Annotated in this window: 15 protein-coding genes and 3 rRNA genes; 17 read left to right on the top strand and 1 reads right to left on the bottom strand. The window is 69.9% G+C overall.

All coding sequences use genetic code 11. From position 1 onward, the window contains the following. Positions 1 to 388 precede the first annotated feature (388 nt). The 5 genes from HD601_RS29835 to HD601_RS29815 all read left to right on the top strand — a co-directional run bounded on the left by HD601_RS29835 (position 389) and on the right by HD601_RS29815 (position 8,295). Positions 389 to 1,907 (top strand): 16S ribosomal RNA (locus tag HD601_RS29835). 355 nt (positions 1,908 to 2,262) lie between these two features. Beyond that, positions 2,263 to 5,374, top strand: a 23S ribosomal RNA gene (locus tag HD601_RS29830). A gap of 181 nt (positions 5,375 to 5,555) precedes the next feature. Continuing rightward, positions 5,556 to 5,672, top strand: a 5S ribosomal RNA gene (gene rrf / locus HD601_RS29825). The 16S, 23S and 5S rRNA genes sit together here, the layout of an rRNA operon. A gap of 1,329 nt (positions 5,673 to 7,001) precedes the next feature. After that, on the top strand, positions 7,002 to 7,643 hold the full coding sequence (locus tag HD601_RS29820; RefSeq protein WP_184828178.1) for a hypothetical protein: 642 nt from the start codon (positions 7,002 to 7,004) through the stop codon (positions 7,641 to 7,643). 175 nt (positions 7,644 to 7,818) lie between these two features. Beyond that, entirely contained in the window at positions 7,819 to 8,295 is a 477-nt protein-coding gene (locus HD601_RS29815) for a single-stranded DNA-binding protein (protein ID WP_184828176.1), read from the top strand. A gap of 31 nt (positions 8,296 to 8,326) precedes the next feature. Here HD601_RS29815 and HD601_RS29810 read toward each other — a convergent pair whose 3' ends face one another. Beyond that, complete coding sequence (locus HD601_RS29810; protein WP_221441429.1) at positions 8,327 to 9,559, bottom strand: DUF1015 family protein; 1,233 nt, start codon at positions 9,557 to 9,559, stop codon at positions 8,327 to 8,329. A gap of 65 nt (positions 9,560 to 9,624) precedes the next feature. On the opposite strand from HD601_RS29810, the gene HD601_RS29805 reads away from it, so the two are divergent. The 12 genes from HD601_RS29805 (at position 9,625) to steA (ending at position 22,740) form a co-directional block, all read left to right on the top strand. After that, positions 9,625 to 10,782: an HAD-IIA family hydrolase gene (locus tag HD601_RS29805; protein WP_184828172.1), complete on the top strand. Its 1,158-nt coding sequence runs from the start codon at positions 9,625 to 9,627 to the stop codon at positions 10,780 to 10,782. Between the two features lie 10 nt (positions 10,783 to 10,792). Next, complete coding sequence (locus HD601_RS29800; protein WP_184828170.1) at positions 10,793 to 11,002, top strand: hypothetical protein; 210 nt, start codon at positions 10,793 to 10,795, stop codon at positions 11,000 to 11,002. 7 nt (positions 11,003 to 11,009) lie between these two features. Further along, positions 11,010 to 11,816, top strand: a complete 807-nt coding sequence (locus HD601_RS29795) for a TlyA family rRNA (cytidine-2'-O)-methyltransferase (protein WP_184828168.1) — start codon at positions 11,010 to 11,012, stop codon at positions 11,814 to 11,816. Then, positions 11,813 to 12,742, top strand: a complete 930-nt coding sequence (locus HD601_RS29790) for an NAD kinase (RefSeq protein WP_184828166.1) — start codon at positions 11,813 to 11,815, stop codon at positions 12,740 to 12,742. The genes HD601_RS29795 and HD601_RS29790 overlap by 4 nt, the downstream gene beginning before the upstream one ends. Positions 12,743 to 12,800: 58 nt before the next feature. After that, positions 12,801 to 14,543: a DNA repair protein RecN gene (gene recN / locus HD601_RS29785; RefSeq protein ID WP_184828164.1), complete on the top strand. Its 1,743-nt coding sequence runs from the start codon at positions 12,801 to 12,803 to the stop codon at positions 14,541 to 14,543. Positions 14,544 to 14,662: 119 nt separating this feature from the next. Beyond that, a complete protein-coding gene (locus HD601_RS29780) occupies positions 14,663 to 16,693 on the top strand; it encodes a Vps62-related protein (protein WP_184828162.1) in 2,031 nt (676 codons plus the stop codon). Between the two features lie 14 nt (positions 16,694 to 16,707). After that, positions 16,708 to 17,598, top strand: coding sequence for a hypothetical protein (locus tag HD601_RS29775; protein ID WP_184828160.1), 891 nt, complete (start codon positions 16,708 to 16,710; stop codon positions 17,596 to 17,598). Then, positions 17,595 to 18,017 (top strand): RDD family protein, encoded by a 423-nt coding sequence (locus tag HD601_RS29770; protein WP_184828158.1) that lies wholly within the window; start codon positions 17,595 to 17,597, stop codon positions 18,015 to 18,017. The genes HD601_RS29775 and HD601_RS29770 overlap by 4 nt, the downstream gene beginning before the upstream one ends. A gap of 13 nt (positions 18,018 to 18,030) precedes the next feature. Continuing rightward, positions 18,031 to 18,579, top strand: a complete 549-nt coding sequence (locus tag HD601_RS29765) for a potassium channel family protein (protein ID WP_184828156.1) — start codon at positions 18,031 to 18,033, stop codon at positions 18,577 to 18,579. Positions 18,580 to 18,625: 46 nt separating this feature from the next. Further along, positions 18,626 to 19,045, top strand: a complete 420-nt coding sequence (locus HD601_RS29760; protein WP_184828154.1) for an SHOCT domain-containing protein — start codon at positions 18,626 to 18,628, stop codon at positions 19,043 to 19,045. 64 nt (positions 19,046 to 19,109) lie between these two features. Then, a complete protein-coding gene (locus HD601_RS29755; RefSeq protein WP_184828152.1) occupies positions 19,110 to 21,464 on the top strand; it encodes an arylsulfatase in 2,355 nt (784 codons plus the stop codon). A gap of 97 nt (positions 21,465 to 21,561) precedes the next feature. Next, positions 21,562 to 22,740: a putative cytokinetic ring protein SteA gene (steA, locus tag HD601_RS29750; protein WP_246402241.1), complete on the top strand. Its 1,179-nt coding sequence runs from the start codon at positions 21,562 to 21,564 to the stop codon at positions 22,738 to 22,740.

Genomic DNA, 22,740 nt, shown 5'->3' with positions numbered 1-22,740 from the left:
CGAAGCGGTTTGTTTCGGCGGACCGGACGCAGTAAGCTTGAGGAACTGCTTCGGGCAGGGGTCCTGGTTCCAGGACCGTCCGCCGGAAGATCCACCTGATGGTAGGGTCCCGGCGTTGACCGAAGAAGATCCACACGGATCAAAAGCGTCTCACGCTGACTCCCTAGCGGGTCGTCATGTGAGTGCGTCCGATTTTTGAGAACTCAACAGTGTGCCTGATGATGTTTGGTTGATGCCAATTGTTTGTGTCCTCGGGCCAGCTCTTTGTGGGGTTGGTTTGGGGTTCCTTTGGTGATGCAGCCATCTCTTACCGGGGGTGGTTGTGTTGCTGGGGTTGAGTTTCTTCTGATGATGGTTGATCCACCCTTTTTGGGTGATCGGATATTCATTGATGGAGAGTTTGATCCTGGCTCAGGACGAACGCTGGCGGCGTGCTTAACACATGCAAGTCGAGCGGAAAGGCCCTTCGGGGTACTCGAGCGGCGAACGGGTGAGTAACACGTGGGTAACCTGCCTTCAGCTCTGGGATAAGCCTGGGAAACTGGGTCTAATACCGGATATGACGCGCCTCCGCATGGTGGTGTGTGGAAAGTTTTTCGGCTGGAGATGGACTCGCGGCCTATCAGCTTGTTGGTGGGGTAGTGGCCTACCAAGGCGATGACGGGTAGCCGGCCTGAGAGGGCGACCGGCCACACTGGGACTGAGACACGGCCCAGACTCCTACGGGAGGCAGCAGTGGGGAATATTGCGCAATGGGCGGAAGCCTGACGCAGCAACGCCGCGTGAGGGATGACGGCCTTCGGGTTGTAAACCTCTTTCAGCGCTGACGAAGCCTTCGGGTGACGGTAGGCGCAGAAGAAGCACCGGCTAACTACGTGCCAGCAGCCGCGGTAATACGTAGGGTGCGAGCGTTGTCCGGAATTATTGGGCGTAAAGGGCTCGTAGGCGGTTTGTTGCGTCTGCTGTGAAAGCCCGGGGCTTAACCCCGGGTCTGCAGTGGATACGGGCAGGCTAGAGTCCGGCAGGGGAGACTGGAATTCCTGGTGTAGCGGTGGAATGCGCAGATATCAGGAGGAACACCGGTGGCGAAGGCGGGTCTCTGGGCCGGTACTGACGCTGAGGAGCGAAAGCGTGGGGAGCGAACAGGATTAGATACCCTGGTAGTCCACGCCGTAAACGTTGGGCGCTAGGTGTGGGTTCCCTTCCACGGGATCCGTGCCGTAGCTAACGCATTAAGCGCCCCGCCTGGGGAGTACGGCCGCAAGGCTAAAACTCAAAGGAATTGACGGGGGCCCGCACAAGCGGCGGAGCATGCGGATTAATTCGATGCAACGCGAAGAACCTTACCTGGGTTTGACATACACGGAAATCCGGCAGAGATGTCGGGTCCTTCGGGGCTGTGTACAGGTGGTGCATGGCTGTCGTCAGCTCGTGTCGTGAGATGTTGGGTTAAGTCCCGCAACGAGCGCAACCCTCGTCCCATGTTGCCAGCACGTAATGGTGGGGACTCATGGGAGACTGCCGGGGTCAACTCGGAGGAAGGTGGGGATGACGTCAAGTCATCATGCCCCTTATGTCCAGGGCTTCACGCATGCTACAATGGCCGGTACAAAGGGCTGCGATACCGTGAGGTGGAGCGAATCCCAAAAAGCCGGTCTCAGTTCGGATCGGGGTCTGCAACTCGACCCCGTGAAGTTGGAGTCGCTAGTAATCGCAGATCAGCAACGCTGCGGTGAATACGTTCCCGGGCCTTGTACACACCGCCCGTCACGTCATGAAAGTCGGTAACACCCGAAGCCGGTGGCCTAACCCCTTGTGGGAGGGAGCTGTCGAAGGTGGGACTGGCGATTAGGACGAAGTCGTAACAAGGTAGCCGTACCGGAAGGTGCGGCTGGATCACCTCCTTTCTAAGGAGCATTCAGCACACCGTTTCCTGGCTCTGAAGGCCGGGGAGGGTGGTTGACCACGCCACTGACGAGTGTTTGGTGGGTGGTTTTGCTCATGGGTGGAACGTCAACAAAACGCTGCTCACGTGAACTCGTGGACCGCCTTCATGGTGGTCGTGGGGTTGGGGTGGGTGAGAATCAGTGCACACTGTTGGGTCCTGAGAAATCGGGCCCGCTTTTGGCGTGTCTGGGTTTCTTTCAGGGCCGGCCCTCCTGAGACCGCATCACTTCTTTGTTGGTGTGGGTCAGGGGTGTGGGTTGGTGTCTGGTCGTTGTTTGAGAACTGTATAGTGGACGCGAGCATCTTCATCTTTGTGGTCAAGTTAGTAAGGGCACATGGTGGATGCCTTGGCACCAGGAGCCGATGAAGGACGTGGGAGCCTGCGATAATCCCTGGCGAGCTGGCAACCGAGCTATGACCCGGGGGTGTCCGAATGGGGAAACCCGGCGGCAGTCATGTGCCGTCACCGTCACCTGAACACATAGGGTGGTCGGAGGGAACGTGGGGAAGTGAAACATCTCAGTACCCACAGGAAGAGAAAACAACATGTGATTCCGTGAGTAGTGGCGAGCGAAAGCGGATGAGGCTAAACCGTGCGCGTGTGATAGCCGGCAGGCGTTGCGTGTGCGGGGTTGTGGGGTTGCGTTGACTAGTGGCTGCCGCTGCTGGTCTGGAGTGATCAATCGCTTGTGAAGTCGAAGGACTTGAGAGGTCCGGCGTAGAGGGTGTTACCCCCGTAGACGTAAGTGAGCGACTCCAGTGGCGTGATTCCCGAGTAGCACGGGGCCCGAGAAATCCCGTGTGAATCTGGCGGGACCACCCGTTAAGCCTAAATACTCCCTGGTGACCGATAGCGGACAAGTACCGTGAGGGAATGGTGAAAAGTACCCCGGGAGGGGAGTGAAATAGTACCTGAAACCATGTGCCTACAAGCCGTCAGAGCCGTGTGCCCTTCGGGGTTGGTGATGGCGTGCCTTTTGAAGAATGAGCCTGCGAGTTAGTGGTATGTGGCGAGGTTAACCCGTGTGGGGGAGCCGTAGCGAAAGCGAGTCCGAATAGGGCGTATCAGTCGCATGCTCTAGACCCGAAGCGGAGTGATCTACCCATGGGCAGGGTGAAGCGGAGGTAAGACTTCGTGGAGGCCCGAACCGACCTACGTTGAAAAGTGGGCGGATGACCTGTGGGTAGGGGTGAAAGGCCAATCAAACTCCGTGATAGCTGGTTCTCCCCGAAATGCATTTAGGTGCAGCGTCGCGTGTTTCTTGCCGGAGGTAGAGCACTGGATGGCTGATGGGCCCTACAAGGTTACTGACGTCAGCCAAACTCCGAATGCCGGTAAGTGAGAGCGCGGCAGTGAGACTGCGGGCGATAAGGTTCGTAGTCGAGAGGGAAACAGCCCAGATCACCAGCTAAGGCCCCTAAGCGTGTGCTAAGTGGAAAAGGATGTGGAGTTGCGAAGACAACCAGGAGGTTGGCTTAGAAGCAGCCACCCTTGAAAGAGTGCGTAATAGCTCACTGGTCAAGTGATTCTGCGCCGACAATGTAGCGGGGCTCAAGCACACCGCCGAAGCTGTGGCAATCACACGTGTACTAAGCCTTTGTGGTTCAGGTGTGTGGTTGGGTAGGGGAGCGTCGTGTGGCGGTTGAAGCGGCGGGGTGACCCAGTCGTGGACGCTACACGAGTGAGAATGCAGGCATGAGTAGCGAAAGACGGGTGAGAAACCCGTCCGCCGAATGACCAAGGGTTCCAGGGCCAGGTTAATCCGCCCTGGGTAAGTCGGGACCTAAGGCGAGGCCGACAGGCGTAGTCGATGGACAACGGGTTGATATTCCCGTACCGGTTGTGGCGCGACCATGCTGAGCCCGGTGATGCTAACCACCCGAACTCATCTCTGCTCCTTCGGGAGTGTTGGTGGGGGAGCGTGGGACCCGAGCCGGTAGTAGGCAAGCGATGGGGTGACGCAGGAAGGTAGCCCAACCCGGGCGATGGTTGTCCCGGGGTAACAGTGCAGGGCCGTGGTAGGTAAATCCGCCACAGTAGCGCCCGAGGCTGGATGCCGAGCCGATTGCGGCGAAGTGGGTGATCCTATGCTGTCGAGAAAAGCCTCTAGCGAGTTCCATAGCCGCCCGTACCCCAAACCGACACAGGTGGTCAGGTAGAGAATACCAAGGCGATCGAGTGAACCGTGGTTAAGGAACTCGGCAAAATGCCCCCGTAACTTCGGGAGAAGGGGGGCCGGATGCGTGAACGGACTTGCTCCGGGAGCGTTGAAGGCCGCAGAGACCAGGGGAAAGCGACTGTTTATTAAAAACACAGGTCCGTGCGAAGTCGCAAGACGATGTATACGGACTGACGCCTGCCCGGTGCTGGAACGTTAAGGGGACGAGTTAGCCTCACGGCGAAGCTCAGAACTTAAGCGCCAGTAAACGGCGGTGGTAACTATAACCATCCTAAGGTAGCGAAATTCCTTGTCGGGTAAGTTCCGACCTGCACGAATGGCGTAACGACTTTCCCACTGTCTCAACCACGGACTCGGCGAAATTGCACTACGAGTAAAGATGCTCGTTACCCGCAGCAGGACGGAAAGACCCCGGGACCTTTACTATAGCTTGGTATTGGTGTTCGGTTCGGCTTGTGTAGGATAGGTGGGAGACTGTGAAGCCGGCACGCCAGTGTCGGTGGAGTCAACGTTGAAATACCACTCTGGTCGTACTGGATATCTAACCTCGGTCCGTGATCCGGATCAGGGACAGTGCCTGGTGGGTAGTTTAACTGGGGCGGTTGCCTCCCAAAAGGTAACGGAGGCGCCCAAAGGTTCCCTCAGCCTGGTTGGCAATCAGGTGTCGAGTGCAAGTGCACAAGGGAGCTTGACTGTGAGACCGACAGGTCGAGCAGGTGCGAAAGCAGGGACTAGTGATCCGGCAGTGGCTTGTGGAAGCGCTGTCGCTCAACGGATAAAAGGTACCCCGGGGATAACAGGCTGATCCTGCCCAAGAGTCCATATCGACGGCATGGTTTGGCACCTCGATGTCGGCTCGTCGCATCCTGGGGCCGTAGCAGGTCCCAAGGGTTGGGCTGTTCGCCCATTAAAGCGGTACGCGAGCTGGGTTTAGAACGTCGTGAGACAGTTCGGTCCCTATCCGCTGCGGGCGCAGGAGACTTGAGAAGGGCTGTCCCTAGTACGAGAGGACCGGGACGGACGAACCTCTGGTGTGCCAGTTGTTCCGCCAGGAGCACCGCTGGTTGGCTACGTTCGGAAGGGATAACCGCTGAAAGCATCTAAGCGGGAAGCCTGCTTCAAGATGAGGTCTCCCACACGGTTGACGTGGTAAGGCCCCCAGCTAGACGACTGGGTTGATAGGCCGGACGTGAAAGCCCAGCAATGGGTGAAGCTGACCGGTACTAATAGGCCGAGGACTTGACCACACACACTCTTTCCCCACCACCCACACTCCGGTGTGCCTGGTGGGGGCTGCGAAGACAAAACGCGTCCACTATACGGTTCCCGACCAACGAACGGGCACCACCCCCACCGCACCCACCCCCACGCACCATCCCCGGGGCGTGTCGAGTGCGAACGGGGCCGGTGACACAACTCCATAGATGTGCCGGCGGTCATAGCGGCGGGGAAACGCCCGGACCCATTCCGAACCCGGAAGCTAAGCCCACCAGCGCCGATGGTACTGCCCTCGAGAGGGGGTGGGAGAGTAGGACACCGCCGGACACTTACCCACCGTGAGGCCCCGACCCCTAGTGCGTCGGGGCCTCACGCATGTCCGTACCCCCTCCTCGACGGCGCCCAGGTGGTCGACGGGGGAGAATGGGGTAACGGCATGAGGAACGAGAGGAATCATTGATGTCTGGTCGCGACCGCGATGACACGCCCGAGTCGTCCGACGGCGGCCGAGCTCGGCGAGGCGGCGGAGACGACCGGCCGGCCCGTGGCTCGGGCGGCAACCGGTCCTCGGGCGGTGGCCGTTCTTACGGTCAGCGCTCCGGTGACGACTCCCGCGGCGGTGGCCGGCCTTCGGGTGGTGGCCGTTCCTATGGCCAGCGCTCCAACGATGATTCCCGTGGCGGCGACCGTTCCGGTGGCGGGCGTTCCTACGGTTCGCGTTCCGATGACTCCCGCGGCGGTGGCCGCCCCTCGGGTGGCGGCCGTTCCGGCGGCGGTGACCGCTGGAGCGGTGGCTCCGGCGGCGGTGACCGCTGGAGCGGTGGCTCCGGTGGCGGCGAGCGCTCCGGCGGCGGCCGGCCCTCGGGCGGCGGTGGCCGCTCCTACGGTCCGCGGTCGGGTGATGAGTCCCGCGGCGGTGGCCGTCCTTCGGGTGGCGGTGGCCGCTCCTACGGTCCGCGCTCCGGTGACGACTCCCGCGGCGGCGACCGCGGAGGCTCGGGCGGAGGCGGCCGCTCCTACGGTCCCCGCTCCGGTGACGACTCCCGCGGCGGCGACCGCGGAGGCTCGGGCGGAGGCGGCCGCTCCTACGGTCCCCGCTCCGGTGACGACTCCCGCGGCGGCGACCGCGGAGGCTCGGGCGGAGGCGGCCGCTCCTACGGTCCCCGTTCGGGTGATGACTCTCGTGGGGGAGACCGCTCCGGCGGCGGCCGTTCCTACGGTCCCCGTTCGGGTGATGACTCTCGTGGGGGAGACCGCTCCGGCGGCGGCCGTTCCTACGGTCCCCGTTCGGGTGATGACTCTCGTGGGGGAGACCGCTCCGGCGGCGGCCGTTTCTACGGTCCCCGTTCGGGTGATGACTCTCGTGGGGGAGACCGCTCCGGCGGCGGTGGCCGCTCCTACGGTTCCCGCTCGGGTGACGATTCCCGTGGCGGTGGCCGTCCCTCGGGTGGCGGCGGTAGCCGCCCCTACGGGCCCCGCTCCGGTGACGACTCCCGCGGCGGCGACCGCCGCGGTGGCTCGGGTGGCGACCGTCCCGGCGGTGGCTACCGCGGTGGCCCGAGTGGCGGCTCCCGCGGCCCGGCCGACGGTGGCGACCGCTCGGCCCCCGGCCCGTCGAGTGCCCCTCGCGTCCCTGACCCCATCGTCGACGAGGATGTGACCGGCCGCGAGCTCGACGAGGAGATCCGGGCGGAGCTGAGCGCGCTCTCCGGCCAGATGTCCGCCGCCGTCGCGCGACACCTGGTCATGGCGCAGCGCCTGCTCGAGGACGAGCCGCAGCGTGCCTACGAGCACGCCATGGCCGCGCGCCGCAAGGCCGGGCGCATCGGTGTGGTCCGCGAGGCCGCCGGCGTGGCCGCGTACATGGCCGGCAAGTACGCCGACGCGCTCGCGGAGCTGCGCGCCGCCCGGCGCATGACCGGCTCGGCCGAGTACCTGCCCATGATGGCCGACGCCGAGCGAGGGCTCGGGCGGCCGCGGCGGGCGCTCGACCTCTCGCACGATCCCGCCGTCACCGGCCTGAACACCGCCGGGCGCATCGAGATGCTCATCGTCGCCGCCGGCGCCCGCCGCGACCTTGGTGACCACGAGGCGGCCGCGGTGTCGCTGCAGGTCCCGGAGCTGCGGTCGAATGCGCACGCCGAATGGGTCGCCCGCCTGCGCTACGCCTATGCCGACGCGCTGCTGGCCGCGGGCCGCGACAAGGAAGCACGCCGCTGGTTCCTCCGCTCGGCCGACGCCGACATCGACGGCGAGACCGACGCCGCCGAGCGCGCGGCCGAGATCGGCGAGGACTGATCCTGCCGATGCGGCCGTTCGAGGCGACTCGAACGGCCGCTCAGCAGGGCGATCGTCCACAGCCCTGACGACTTCGGCTCGTCGTCCACAAATCGGCGATCCGCCGCTGCACGACTACCCGGCCGCACTCCACGATGGGGACAGCACCCGATCCCCGTCAGCCGAAGGAGTCGTCATGAACACCACCGCGGTGGTCGCCGAGCATCTGAACCAGGTCCGGCTCATCGGCCGGTTGTCCGCCGAGCCCGAGGTCATCCTGTTGCCCAGCGGCGACGAGATCGTGTCGGCGCGCCTCGTGGTCCAGCGCCCACGCCCGCCCGCCGGGCTGGGCGCGCCCCGCCGGGTCGACACCGTCACCTGCACGGCCTGGGCCTCCGCCCAACGCCGCAAGCTCCGCGTCCTCGAAGAGGGCGACACCGTCGAGATCACCGGTGCGCTCCGCCGCCGGTTCTGGCGCTCCGGCGGCGCGGGCCAGAGCACGTTCGAGATCGAGATCGACTCCGCCAGCCGGGTCGCGCGGAAGCCGCCGGTGAAGCAGAAGAAGCGGTCGGCCAGAAGGGCCGATCCACCCGCAGAGCACGGCTCGGCGCAGCCCGAACGCCGGCTCGCGCTGGTCGGAGCCGGCGCCGGCTCCGCGGCCGCTGGCCCGTAGGGGGCGGCCGGGCGGCGCGGGTGCTGGCGGTTTACTGGTGGTCGGTGGTGAGCTCGCGCATGAGCAGGCCGGTCCACGGCTTGGGCCCGAACGAGGTCGACTTGCGGGGCATCCGTTCGCCGCGGGCGGCCAGCGCGAGCACGTCGTCGAGCGCGGGCGGCCGGGTCAGGACGGCGACACCGGCCTCGCGGCCCGCGGCGAGCAGGGCGTCGGAGCCGTTGTGGTGGTACGACACGCGCGGGTCGGCGTCGTCCACGCCCCACAGGTGCGCCAGCAACACGTCCACCAGCACGCCGGCGTCCAGGTCGCGCCAGCCCTCGGGCCGGTCGGCGGGTACGGCGTCGTCGATGACCGAGGACCGCGGCGAGCGCAGCAGGGCCAGCCGCGTCCCTGCGCCGATGACGAACGCGGTGCCACGCTCGGCACCGAGCACGGCGGCCGGTTCGTCGCCCGCAGACAGCGGGACGACGTCGAAGCCCTTGGCCGCCGCGGCCGCCGCGTCGTCGAAGGAGAGGCCGCCGACGCTGCGGTGGATGCCGCGCAGCTCCAGCGGGTGCCGGGCGGCGTCGACCAGGAGCGCCAGGCCGTGATCGGCGCCGATGGGTGCCTCGCCGGCCGCGTGGACCGCGCGGTAGGCGGCGAACCGGTGGTGTCCGTCTGCGATCAGCGCGGTGCGGCCGGCCAGGTCGGCGGCGATCTCCGCCAGCTCGCCGGGGTCGGCGATCCGCCAGAGCCGGTGCACCTGACCGGCCACGGTGAACTCCAGCATCGGTGCGGTGGCGGCTGTGCGATCGACGACGTCGCTGGCCGCGCCGCCCCCGTCATACGTCAACAGGATCGGCTCGAGCTGCATCCGGGTCGCGCTCATCAGCGCGGCGCGGTCGGCCACCGGGCCGGGGAAGGTGTTCTCGTGCGGAAGTACCGGGCCGTCGATCCCGACGCCGCCCACCAGGCCGATCGCCGCGCCACCGTCGGTCGTGTGCTCGTAGACGTACAGCGCGGGCGACGGGTCGCGGACCAACACGCCCGCCTCGCGCCAGGCGGCCAGCGAGCGCGCGGCCCGGGCGTACCGGTCGTCCTCGCCCGGCGCCGGCCGGGGGAGCGTCAGGTGGACGATGTTGTGCGGGTCCTGCGCCTCGAACGTCGCGAGCCGGTCGCCGATGACGTCGTACAGCGGGCAGACCACGGCCGCGAGATCGGTGCCGGGGGCGTAGGTCGTCGCCCGGAACGGCGTCAAGCGCAACGGCGGCCTGGCGGAGGTCATCAACGGATGGTACGCGGGCCCCACCGGCCGCCCGGCCGCGACCACCAGGAGCACTGGCTGGGAGGATGGGTGCCGTGCCGCACTTGACCGAGCTCTACGACGTCGCCCTGCTCGACCTCGACGGGGTCGTCTACATCGGACCCCGGCCCGTGCCCCACGCACCCGAGGCGTTGCGGCAGGCCCGCGAGGCCGGCATGCGGCTGGCGTTCGTCACGAACAACGCGTCCCGCCCGCCGGACCGGGTCGCGGCGCACCTCACCGAGATCGGCGTCGAGGCGCGGCCCGAGGAGGTCGTGACGTCGGCGCAGGCGGCCGCCCGGTTGCTCGCCGAGCAGCTGCCGGCGGGCTCGAAGGTGCTGGTGGTGGGCGGCGAGGGGCTCGAGGTCGCGCTCCGCGAGCAGGACCTCGTCCCGGTCTCGGGCGCCGACGACGGCCCGGTGGCTGTCGTGCAGGGCTTCTCGCCGAAGGTCGGCTGGCCGCTGCTCGCCGAGGGCACCTACGCCGTGGCGTCCGGGCTGCCGTGGGTGGCGAGCAACACCGACCCCATCGTGCCGACCGACCGTGGCCGGGCCCCGGGCAACGGCACCCTCGTCGACGCCATCCGCACGGCGACCGGCCGCGACCCGGTCGTCGCGGGCAAGCCGGAGCCGCCGATGCACCGCGAGGCGATCCTGCGGTCCGGGGCGACGCGGCCGCTCGTGGTCGGCGACCGGCTCGACACCGACATCGAGGGCGCCAACGCCGCCGAGGTCGACAGCCTGCTGGTGCTCACCGGCGTCACGGATCCGATCGACGTGGTGCTGGCGCCGGCGCGGCTGCGCCCCACCTACGTCGGACACGACCTGCGCTCGCTGCACGCCTCGCCCGGCGGGCTGAGGGTAGGCGCCGGCGACGCGACGGTGGGCGACTGGCATGCGGTCGTCGACGGCGGCACGCTGCGGCTCACCCGGGCGGCGGCCGACGGCTCCGGGCCGGGTGACGGTGCGTCCGGCGGTGCCGGGTCCGGCGGCGAGGATGACGGAGCCGAGGGCGACGGCGCGGAGGCGGATCGGCTCGCGCTGGACGGGTTGCGGGCGGTCTGCGGCGCGGTGTGGGCCGCGGCCGACGACGCTGGTGCCGGCGGTGCGGCCGTCGACGCCGGCGGTGCGGCCGTCGACCGGGCGTCGGTCCAGGCCGCGCTCGATGCCGCCCGAACCACCCGTGCGCCCGCACGGCCGTACTAGCGTTACCGTCATGCGGGAACTGACGGACGACGGCGGCACCGGCGACGCCCAGGTGGACGAGGCGGTGCGGACCCTCGAGACGCTCGACGGGCTGCCGGTGCACGAGCACGCGGCCGTGTACGAGCGGGTCCATCAGGTGCTGCAGGACCGCCTGACCGGCGAACCCGACGCCCACGACGACCAGGAAGCCGCCGACGGCTTCGGCGACGGCGAAGGCTGACCGGCCGGTGCCGCCTCGACGACGCCTGGACGCGGAACTGGTCCGCCGTGGGCTGGCCCGCTCGCGCGAGCACGCGGCGACCCTCGTCGGCGACGGCCGGGTGCTGGTCAGCGGCCGGGTCGCGACGAAGCCGGCCACGGCAGTCGACCCGGCCGACCCGGTGCTGGTCACCGAGCCGGCCGAGGGCGACGAGTACGTCTCGCGCGGCGGGCACAAGCTGGCCGGTGCACTGGACGCGTTCGAACCGGCCGGCCTGACGGTGAACGGAAAACGCTGCCTCGACGCCGGCGCCTCGACCGGCGGCTTCACCGACGTCCTGCTGCGGCGCGGGGCGGCGTCCGTCGTGGCCGTCGACGTCGGGTACGGGCAGCTGGCGTGGTCGCTGCGCTCCGACGAACGCGTCGAGGTGCACGACCGCACCAACATCCGCGACCTGACCCCCGACACGGTCGGCGAGCCGGTCGCCGTCGTGGTGGGCGACCTGTCGTTCATCTCGCTGCGACTGGTCCTCGGCCCGCTGGTCCAGGTCAGCAAACGCGACGCCGACTTCGCCCTCATGGTGAAGCCGCAGTTCGAGGTCGGCAAGGACCGCGTCGGCAAGGGCGGCGTGGTCCGCGATCCGGAACTCCGCGCGGCAGCGGTCGTCGACGTCGCGCGGGCGGCGGGCGAGCTCGGCCTCGGCGTCAACGGCGTCACCGCGAGCCCGCTGCCCGGCCCGTCCGGCAACGTCGAGTACTTCCTCTGGCTGCGTGCCGGCGCACCCGAGGTCCGCCCCGAGGACGTCCAGCGTGCAGTAGAGGAAGGGCCGCAATGACCCGCACGGTACTGCTCGTCACCCACACCGGGCGCGAGGAGGCCAGACAGGTCGCCGCCAAGGTGATCGACAAGCTCAGCGACGCCGGCGTCGCCGTCCGCGTCATGGCCGACGAGCGCCACGACATCCCCATCCCCGAGGCCGACACCCGGGTCGCCGATGTCGTCGCCGAGGGCGACCCGCTGGCCGCCGACGGCTGCGAGCTCATCGTCGTCATCGGCGGCGACGGCACCATCCTGCGCGGCGCCGAGGTCGCGCGGTCCACGGGCACCCCCGTTCTGGGCGTCAACCTCGGCCACGTCGGCTTTCTCGCCGAGTCCGAGGTCGACGACCTCGGGTACACCGTCGACCACATCGTCAAGCGCGACTACGCCGTCGAGGAGCGCATGACCATCGACGTCTCCGTGCGCCACGACGGCACCGAGATCGCCACCGGCTGGGCGCTCAACGAGGTCAGCGTCGAGAAGGCCAGCCGCGAGCGCATGCTCGACGTCGTCGCCGAGATCGACGGGCGGGCGCTGTCGCGCTGGGGCTGCGACGGCGTGGTCATGGCCACGCCGACGGGGTCGACGGCGTACGCGTTCAGCGCCGGCGGCCCGGTGGTATGGCCCGAGGTCGAGGCGCTGCTGATGGTCCCGATCAGCGCGCACGCCCTGTTCGCCCGCCCGCTCGTGGTCGCGCCGTCGTCGACCATGGCGGTGACGATCCAGCACCGCACGCCCGGCGCGGTCCTCTGGTGCGACGGCCGGCGCGCGGTCGAGCTGCCCGCCGGCGCCCGGGTCGAGGCCTGCCGCGGCTCGCAGCCGGTCCGCCTGGCGCGGCTGCACGAGGCCCCGTTCACCAAGCGCCTGGTCGCCAAGTTCGCCCTCCCCGTCGAGGGCTGGCGCGGCGCCCGGCCATCGCGCAGCCATGATCATCCGACGTGACACCCGGGGCGGCCGACATCCCGGACCATCCGCACATCGACCACTAGGCTGAGGTTCCGTGCTTGAGGAAATCCGTATCCGTGGACTCGGCGTCATCGACGACGCCCAGCTCGAGCTGGGTCCGGGGCTCACCGTCGTCACGGGCGAGACCGGCGCAGGCAAGACCATGGTGCTGACCGGCCTCAACCTGCTCATGGGCGGTCGCGCCGACGGCGGCGCCGTCCGCACCGGCACCAGCCGCGCGCTGGTCGAGGGCCGCGTCACCATCGACGCCGGTGGACCGGTCGCCGAGCGGGCCGCCGAGGCCGGCGCCGAGCTCGAGCCCGCCGAGCCCATCGGCAAGGGCAAGAGCAAGCGGGAACGCCTCGAGCTGCTGCTCAGCCGCACCGTCATGGCCGAGGGCCGTTCGCGCGCCCACGTCGGCGGGCACAGTGCGCCGGTGAGCCTGCTCGGCGAACTGGCCGACGGCCTGGTCGCGGTGCACGGCCAGAGCGACCAGCAGCGGCTCCTGCGCAGCTCGCGCCAGCTCGCCGCGCTCGACCGGTTCGCCGGCGCCGCCGTCGCCGAGCCGCTGGCCGACTACGCGACGCGCTACGCCCGGCTCCGCTCCGTCGAGGCCGAGCTCGACGAGGTCACCTCCAAGGCCCGCGAGCGCGCTCAAGAGGCCGACCTGCTGCGCCTCGGCCTGGGCGAGGTCGAGTCCGTCGACCCGCAGCCCGGCGAGGACGAGACCCTGCGCGCCGAGGAGGGCCGGCTCGCCCACGCCGACGCGCTGCGCACGGCCGCCGTCACGGCGCACCAGAGCCTTTCCGGCGACGAGTCCTTCCCCGACGCGCCGGACGTGCTGGGCCTGCTGGCCCAGGCCCGCCAGGCGCTCGACCCCGAGCGCGACCACGACCCCGAGCTCGCCGCCCTGGCCGACCGGCTCGCCGAGGCGACCTACCTCGTCGGCGACGTCGCCGCCGACCTCGCGTCCTACGGCGCCGGCGTCGACACCGACCCCGAGCGCCTCGCCGAGGTCCAGTCCCGCCGCGCCGCGCTCACCGCGCTGACCAGGAAGTACGGCGAGACCATCGACCAGGTCCTCACCTGGGCGGAGCAGGGATCCCGCCGGCTGCTCGAGCTCGACGGCGACGACGACCGCGTCGCGGCGCTCGGCCAGGAGCGCGAGCGGCTCACCGCCGAGCTGGGCGACCTCGCGGCCACCATCACCAAGGCCCGCACCGAGGCCGCCGCCCGGTTCGCCGACGATGTCAGCGTCGAGCTCACCGCGCTCGCCATGCCGCACGCCCGCATCGTCGTCGAGGTCCGCCCGCGCGACGGCTTCGGCCCCACCGGCGTCGACGACGTCGAGATCCTGTTCACCGGGCACAACGGCGCCCAGCCGCGGCCGCTCGACAAGGGCGCGTCCGGCGGCGAGCTGTCGCGGCTCATGCTGGCCATCGAGGTCGTGTTCGCCGGCGCCGACCCGGTCCCGACATTCGTGTTCGACGAGGTCGACGCCGGTGTCGGCGGCAAGGCCGCGGTCGAGGTCGGCCGCCGCCTGGCCATGCTCGCCCGGCACGCGCAGGTCCTCGTCGTGACCCACCTGCCGCAGGTCGCGGCGTTCGCCGACCATCACCTCAAGGTCGTGAAGTCCGACGACGGCCGGGTCACCAGCAGCGGGGTCGAGATGCTCGACGACACCGGCCGGGTGAACGAGCTCTCGCGCATGCTGGCGGGCCTCGAGGGCTCCGCGTCGGCCCGGGCGCACGCCGAGGAGCTGCTCGAGACCGCGGCCGGCTCCAAGCGCGGTCGCTGACCCGCCGCCCGGCGCGGCGATCGTGGCGAAGGTCCTGTCCGGCGGGACCCGTCCGGGCTAGGGTGATCACAGTTCGGTGGGGGAGCGACGCCGTCGCGACCCGGACCCAGGGGGCACCTATGGTCGCGGCTCTCATCGCCCTGCTGGCTGTGGCCGCCACGTCGGTCCCGGCGCAGCAGGCGACGGCGCTGGACGCTGCCACGACGCCCGCCGCAGCCGTCCCCGTCGTCGCCGCCGAAGACCTGCCGCCTCCGCTGCCGGAGCCCGAGGACGTCCCGCCGCCCGAGCCGAGCACGCCCGAGCAGGACCGCGCGTCCGCCGAGCTGATCGAGCGGTACGCGCCCGTCGTGCGGATCCGGGAGCAGCTCGAGGCGTGCGGCGACGGCGAGCCGTACCTGCCGGTCGACGTCGACGTCGTCATGGACAACGACGGCGTCGCCTTGCGCGGGCCGTGGACGCAGAACGACCTGGTCGAGATCGCGCCCAGTGAGGAGCGCATCGGGACCGGCCTGCTCGAGTACCACCTCGACTTCCCGGGCGACGCGCTCAACCCCGGCTGCGGCTACGAGCAGTGGAGCCGTCAGATCAGCGAGGGCACGGCGCCGACGGCGTACGGCCGGGTGGTCACCGAGCGGGCCCGCCCCGGCAAGGTCGCGGTGCAGTACTGGTTCTTCTACGTCTACAACGACTTCAACAACCTGCACGAGGGCGACTGGGAGATGATCCAGCTGATCATCGACGCCCCGGACGCCGTGGCCGCCCTCGACGCCGAGCCGTCGAGCGTCGGCTACAGCCAGCACTCCAGCGCCGAACGGGCCGAGTGGGGCGACGACAAGCTCGAGATCGTCGACGGCACGCACCCGGTCGTCTACCCGGCCGAGGGGTCGCACGCCAACTTCTTCAGCCCAGGGCTCTACCTCGGCGCCAGCTCGGCGGCCGGCGTGGGCTGCGACGACACCACCGGCCCGCACACCGAGCTGGACACCGAGACCGAGGCGGTCCCGACCGACACCGAGGACTACCTGGCCGGCTACCCGTGGCTGGGCTTCGAGGGCCGCTGGGGCGAGCGCCAGGAGGCCTTCTACAACGGCCCCACCGGCCCGAGCATGAAGACGCAGTGGGCGTCACCGATCCGCTGGTCCGAGCGGAGCTGGCGCGACGACAGCGCGACCGTGCCGCTCGGCTCGTCGCTGGGCCCCAGCGCCACCGGCGCGTTCTGCGGCGTCGTCGAGGCCGGCTCGAACCTGCTGCTCCAGCTGATCCGCAACCCGGCCGCCGTCCTGCTGGCGCTCGCCGCCATCGTCATCGCGATCCTGGTCATCGCGACCCGCACCACCTGGTCGCCCAGCGACCCGTACCCCGTGGCGCAGCGGCGCAGCTGGGGCCGCATCATCGGCGCCTCCCGCCGCATGTACGGACGGCACCCGCTGCTGTTCAGCGGCATCGGGCTGGTGTACGTGCCGGTCATGCTGGTGGCGGCCGGGCTGCAGTGGGTGCTCGTCGAGGCCGGCGAGCTGACGTCACTGGTCGACACCGACGGCGACCAGAACGCGGCGACGGTGTTCGTGGTGGTCCTGCTGGGCGGCGCGATCTCGCTGCTGGCCTACTTCTGCGTGGTCGCGGCCGTCGCGCAGGCGCTGCGCGACCTCGGCGCCGGCGTACCAGTCACCGTGCTGTCCGCGTATCGCGAGGTCAGACGGCACATCCGGCCGCTGGCGCTGGTCGCGGCGCGACTCGTGGTCGTCTGCTGGGTGCTGCTGGTGTTCGTGTTCACGGCGCCGCTCGCGCTGTTCTACGCCGTCCGCAACGGGTTCGCCGTCCAGGCCGTCATGATGGAGGACCGCGCCGCCGGCGACGCGTTCCGGCGCAGCCGCGAGGTCGTGCGCGGCCACTGGTGGCGCACCACGGCGGTCGCCGCGCTGGTGGTGGGCCTGGGCGCCATCACCGGGCCGCTGATCGGCGTCATCCTGCTGCTGGTGTCGGACGGCTCGTTCAACGTCATCAACCTCATCACCGCGCTGGTGTACGTGGTGACCATCCCGTTCGTCGCGCTCGTCCTCGGCTACCTGTACCTCGATCTGCGCATCCGCGCCGGATCACCTGAGGCGGGTGAGGACCGCCCCGAGGTGGCCGCGGGAGCCTTGCCGTGATGCGAGGTGGCGCGATGGGCGCGAACGGGACGGCAGGCAGCAGCCGGCCGGCGGTGCTGCGGGCCGCCGGCCGGGCGGGACGCGTGGTCGCCGGGGCGGCCGGGCTGGCGATCCGCGTGGCCACGGAGTCCACGCGACCGGGTCACCACGACCGCACGCCGGACGGCTGGGAGGCCCCGCCGCCACCGGTCCCGGAGGGTCCCGGCCAGACGGCCGCGGTCGTGCGGCTGGCGGCCGTCCGGCTGGGCGAGGCGGCGCTCGGGCTGGCCGCCGTCTCCACCCGCCGGGCGCTGGACGTCGCCTCGGCCGTCGCGATGCCGGTCGAGGCCGCCGCCACGCTCGTCGTCCGAGTGGGCACGTCCGTCGCCGGCCAGAGCCGCGTCGCCCGGCGCATCGACCGGCTGGCCGCCGTCGGCCGCGCGGAGCAGCGCCGGAACGAGCGTGAGGCGGCGCTGCTCCTGCGGTCGGCGTGGCGCCGGTCGGTGGCCCGCGTCGTCGCCGAGACCGACGTCGACGCCGTCCTCGAGCAGGTCGACCTCGACGCCGTCGTCGCGCGGCTCGATCTCGACGCCGTGGTCGCGCGGGTCGACATCGAGGCGGTCATCCGCAGGGTCGACGTCGACGCCGTCGTCGCCGGGGTGGACGTGGACGCCGTCGTCGAGCGGCTGGACATTCCCGAGCTGGTCGAGCGGGTGCTCGACGACATCGACCTGGGCCGGATCGTCCGCGAGTCCAGCACCGGCATCGCCGCCGAGACCGTCGACGCGGTCCGGACGCGCAGCGCCGGCGCGGACCGCGCGATCAACGGGTTCGTCGACCGCGTCGTGCTGCGCCGCCCGCCCCGCGACGCCGTCCCACCGGCCGACCCCGTCCCGCCTGCCGACCCCGGCCGGGCGCCGCCGTGACGGGCGCCGGTCTGGTCTCGCGCGGCGCCGCGTCGCTCGTCGACGTGGGTGTCGTCGCCGCGGTGTCCGCGCTGGTGGGCTTCGTGCTCAGCGGCATCCGCTACACCGTCGACGGGCCGCCGTTCGAGTACCCGTCGGTGCCCGGCTGGTCGCTCGCCGCCGGGCACACGCTGCTGGTGCTGGCCTACCTGACCATCTGCTGGTCGTTCGCCGGGCGGACGCCGGGCCAGCTGATGCTCGGCCTGCGCGTCATCACCGCGGGCGGCCGGCCGCCGGCTCCGCTGCGCGCGCTCGTCCGCGCCCTGGTCTGCGTGTTCTTCCCGATCGGGGTGCTGTGGGTGCTGGTCAGCCGCCGCACGGCCGCCGTCCACGACCTCGTGGCCCGGACGGCGCTCGTCTACGACGCGCCGCGGCGGTGAGGGAGGGGGCCGCATGGGACACGTCGTCCGCAGCACCGCGATCCTGCTCTGCGCGCTGGTCGCCTACTACGCGCTGCCCCTGAGCATCCCGGAGGACCTGCCGGGGGCCGTGGGCGGCGTGCTGTTCCTGGCCGGCGTCGGCGGGCTGGTGTGGCTCACCGTGCACGAGGTCCGCCGCTTCGCGGCCCGGCTCAACGAGGCCAGGACCAGGGTGTTCGGCCTGATAGCGGTGCTCTACATCGTCGTCGTGTTCTTCGCGCTCGCCTACTACCTCATGGAGCGCAACGACCCGTCCCAGTTCGCCGACCTCGAGACGCGCACCGACGCGCTGTACTTCTCCATCGTCACGCTGGGCACCGTCGGCTACGGCGACGTCCACGCCACCGGGCAGGGGGCGCGGATCGCCGTGATGGTGCAGATCGTCTTCGACCTCGTGGTCATCGGCGCGCTGTTCGCCGTCGCGTCGTCGCAGATCGCGCACCGGATGAACGTCGCGCGCACCGGCCAGGGCCACGAGGACGCCGGGGACCCCCCACCGCCCGAGATCACCCCTCGGGGGTGAGACGGAGCACCGTCCCGGCCTGCCACGCTGCGACCGGAGGTGGACCATGGACGACTACCCGCTCCTCAACCTGTTCCTCACGATGCTCTGGTTCTTCCTGTTCATCGCGTGGATCTGGCTCCTGGTGACCCTGCTCACCGACGTGTTCCGCAGTGACGACCTCAACGGCTGGACGAAGGCGCTGTGGACGATCTTCATCCTGGTGCTGCCACTGCTCGGCGCGCTGATCTACCTGATCGTGCGCGGCTCCAGCATGACCGAGCGGATGGCGCGCGAGTACCAGCGCCGCGACGACGCGTTCCGCGAGTACGTGCGCGACGCCGCCACTACCAGCAACGGCGCGAGCACGCCGAGCACCGCGGACGAGCTGACGAAGCTGGCCCGGCTGCGTGACGAGGGCGTGCTGAGCCCCGACGAGTTCGCGGCGCAGAAGGCGAAGCTGCTGCAGCACACGACCGCCGCCTGACCCCGTCGTCACCCGCACGACACACCGTCACCACCGTCTGACCACCACAAGGGGGATCTCCACCATGCCGCTGACCGAGTACCCGGCCGGGCGGGCGTTCCCGGGCGTCATCGGCCGGACGTTCGACGTCTCCGAGCCGGCCTGGCCGGAGCCGCGGCGAGCGGCCGACGGCGCCCCGAACGTGCTGTTCGTGATCCTGGACGACACCGGTTTCGGTCAACTCGGCTGCTACGGGAGCCCGATCGAGACGCCGAACCTGGATCGGCTGGCGGACGGCGGCCTGCGCTACGCGAACATGCACACGACGGCGTTGTGCTCGCCGTCGCGCTCGTGCGTGCTCACGGGCCGCAACCACCACTCGAACCACATGGCCGGCATCACCGAGATCTCGACCGGCTTCCCGGGCTACGACGGCTACATCCCGTTCGAGAACGGCTTCCTGCCGGAGATGCTGCTGGGCCACGGCTACAACACCTACGCCGTCGGCAAGTGGCATCTGACGCCGTCGGACCAGACGTCGGCGGCGGGGCCGTACGACCGCTGGCCGCTGGGCCGCGGGTTCGAGCGCTACTACGGCTTCATGGGCGGCGACACGCACCAGTACTACCCGGAGCTCACGTTCGACAACCACCGCGTCGAGCCGCCGCGCACGCCCGAGGAGGGGTACCACCTCACCGAGGACCTCACCGACCGGGCGATCGCGTTCATCGCCGACGCCAAGCAGGTGGCGCCGGACAAGCCGTTCTTCCTGTACTTCGCGACCGGCGCCATGCACGCCCCGCACCACGTCCCGCGCGAGTGGGCCGACCGGTACGCGGGCGTGTTCGACGACGGCTGGGACGCCTACCGCGAGCGGGTGTTCGCCCGGCAGAAGGAGATCGGCCTGCTGCCGGCGGACGCGCAGCTCTCGCGGCACGATCCCGACGTGCAGCGGTGGGAGGACTGCAGCGCCGACGAGCGCCGTCTGTACGCCCGCATGATGGAGGTCTTCGCCGGCTTCCTCAGCCACACCGACCACCACATCGGCCGGCTGCTCGACTTCCTCGAGAGCATCGGCGAGCTGGACGACACGCTGGTCATGGTGCTGTCCGACAACGGCGCCAGCGCCGAGGGCGGGCCGACGGGCTCGGTCAACGAGAACAAGTTCTTCAACTACGTGCCGGAGTCGCTGGAGCAGAACCTCGCCGCCATCGACGAGCTCGGCGGCCCGAAGCACTTCAACCACTACCCGTGGGGCTGGACGTGGGCCGGCAACACGCCGTACCGGCGCTGGAAGCGCGAGACGTACCGCGGCGGCATCAGCGACCCGTTCATCGTGCACTGGCCGGGCGGGTTCGGCGCCCGCGGCGAGATCCGGCACCAGTACGCGCACGCGATCGACATGGTGCCGACCGTCCTCGACGCGCTCGGGCTGGAGCCGCCGGACCGGATCCGCGGGGTGACGCAGGCGCCGCTCGAGGGGGTCAGCTTCGCGCACACCTTCGACGCCGCCGACGCGCCGACCAGGCACGTCACGCAGTACTTCGAGATGCTCGGGCACCGCTCCATCTACCACGACGGCTGGCGCGCGGTCTGCCCGTGGCCGGGGCCGTCGTTCAGCGAGGCCGGCCGCCCGTTCGGGCAGCCGATCACCGCCGAGGAGCTCACCGCGCTCGACGCCACCGGCTGGGAGCTCTACCACGTCACCGAGGACCCGACCGAGACCCACGACGTCGCCGCCGAGAACCGCGCCACGCTGATCGAGCTGATCGCGCAGTGGTACGTCGAGGCCGGCAAGTACGACGTGCTGCCGGTCGACGGACGGGGCCAGGAGCGCCTCGCCGAGGAGCGGCCCACCATCGCGCGGCCGCGCACCCGCTACGTCTTCCATCCGGGGACCCAGGAGGTGTCGTCGGTGGCGGCGCCGCGCATCGTCAACCGCGCGCACACCATCACCGTCCTGGCCACCATCCCCGACGACGGCGCCGAGGGCGTGCTGGTCTCGCAGGGCGGCGTCGACGGGGGGTTCACGCTCTACCTGAGCGACGGGCGGCTGCACTACGTCTACAACTACGTCGCCGACCAGGAGTTCCACATCGTCTCCGAGGGCACCGTCCCGGCTGGACGGCACGCGCTGAGCTTCGAGTTCGAGCCCACGGGGGAGGCCCGGCCCCTGGAGGGCAAGGGGACCCCGGGGACGGCGTCGCTGTTCGTCGACGGCGAGCCGATCGGCTCCGGCGAGCTGCCGGTGACCATCCCGATCGCCATGGGACTGGCGTCCGGCATCGCAGTCGGCGCCGACGCCGGCTCGCCCGTCACGGCGCTCTACCGCACGCCGTACGCGTTCACCGGCACGATCGAGCGGGTGGTGTACGACCTCTCCGGCGACGGAGTCGTGGATCATGCTGCGGAGATCCGTATGGCGCTCGCCCGGCAGTGACGCGCGAGGGGTCGGCTGAACGGCCGGGAAACGGCCAACACACACCGGACCGATGCGGTGTTACGGGCCTGGACGTGGCAGGATTCGCTTGGTGAGGATGCCCGCACTGCGCCGCCGCAAGCCCGATGACCTGCCCGGGGTCAGCGGCGTGGTGCGTCTGGACCACCGCACGAAGAACCTCACCAAACGCCTCAAACCGGGCGAGATCGCCGTCATCGACCACCTCGATCTCGACCGCGTCAGCGCCGAGGCGCTCGTCGCCTGCCAGGCCGGTGCCGTCGTCAACGTGCGCCCGTCGGTCAGCGGCCGCTACCCGAACCTCGGGCCCGACATCATCGTCCGGGCCGGCATCCCGCTCATCGACGACGTCGGCCCCGACCTGTTCAGCGCGGTCAAAGAGGGCGAGCGGCTGCGGGTCGACGGCACCACGCTGCACCGCGACAGCACGGGCGAGGCCGTCGGCGTCGGCATCCGGCACGACGAAGAGAGCCTCGCCAAGCTGATGAGCGCGGCCCGCGAGGGCCTGTCGGCGCAGCTCGAGGCGTTCGCCGCCAACACCATGGAGTTCCTCAAGCGCGAGCGCGAGCTGCTCCTCGACGGCGTCGGCGTCCCCGAGATCCGCACCGACCTCGACGGCCGCCACGTCCTCATCGTCGTGCGGGGGTACGACTACAAGGAAGACCTCTCCACGCTGCGGCCGTACATCCGCGAGTACGACCCCGTCCTCATCGGCGTCGACGGCGGCGCCGACGCGCTGCTCGAGGTCGGGCTGAAGCCGCACATGATCGTCGGCGACATGGACTCCGTCTCCGACTCCGCGCTGTCCAGCGGCGCCGAACTGGTGGTGCACGCCTACCGCGACGGCCGTGCGCCGGGCCTGGGACGGCTCGAGCGCATGGGCCTGTCCGGCGTCCCGTTCGCCGCCACGGGGACGAGCGAGGACATCGCCATGCTGCTGGCCGACGACAAGGGCGCGAGCCTCATCGTCGCCGTCGGCACACATGCCACGCTGGTCGAGTTCCTCGACAAGGGCCGCTCCGGCATGGCCAGTACCTTCCTCACCCGCCTGCGGGTGGGCAGCAAGCTCGTCGACGCCAAGGGTGTGAGCCGGCTCTACCACAGCAGCGTCCCCACGTGGATGCTGGCCGTGCTCATCATCGCGGGCATCACGGCGGTCGCGGCCGCCATGTACTCGACCCCGACGGGCCAGGCCTACCTCGACATCGTGGGCTCGTGGTGGGACCGCTTCTACTTCTGGGTGCAGGGACTCTTCTGA

This window comes from Jiangella mangrovi, assembly GCF_014204975.1.
Classification (GTDB): Bacteria; Actinomycetota; Actinomycetes; order Jiangellales; family Jiangellaceae; genus Jiangella; species Jiangella mangrovi.
The sequence above is the reverse complement of the archived record's forward strand: the minus strand, read 5'-3'. Positions and strand labels throughout refer to the sequence as shown.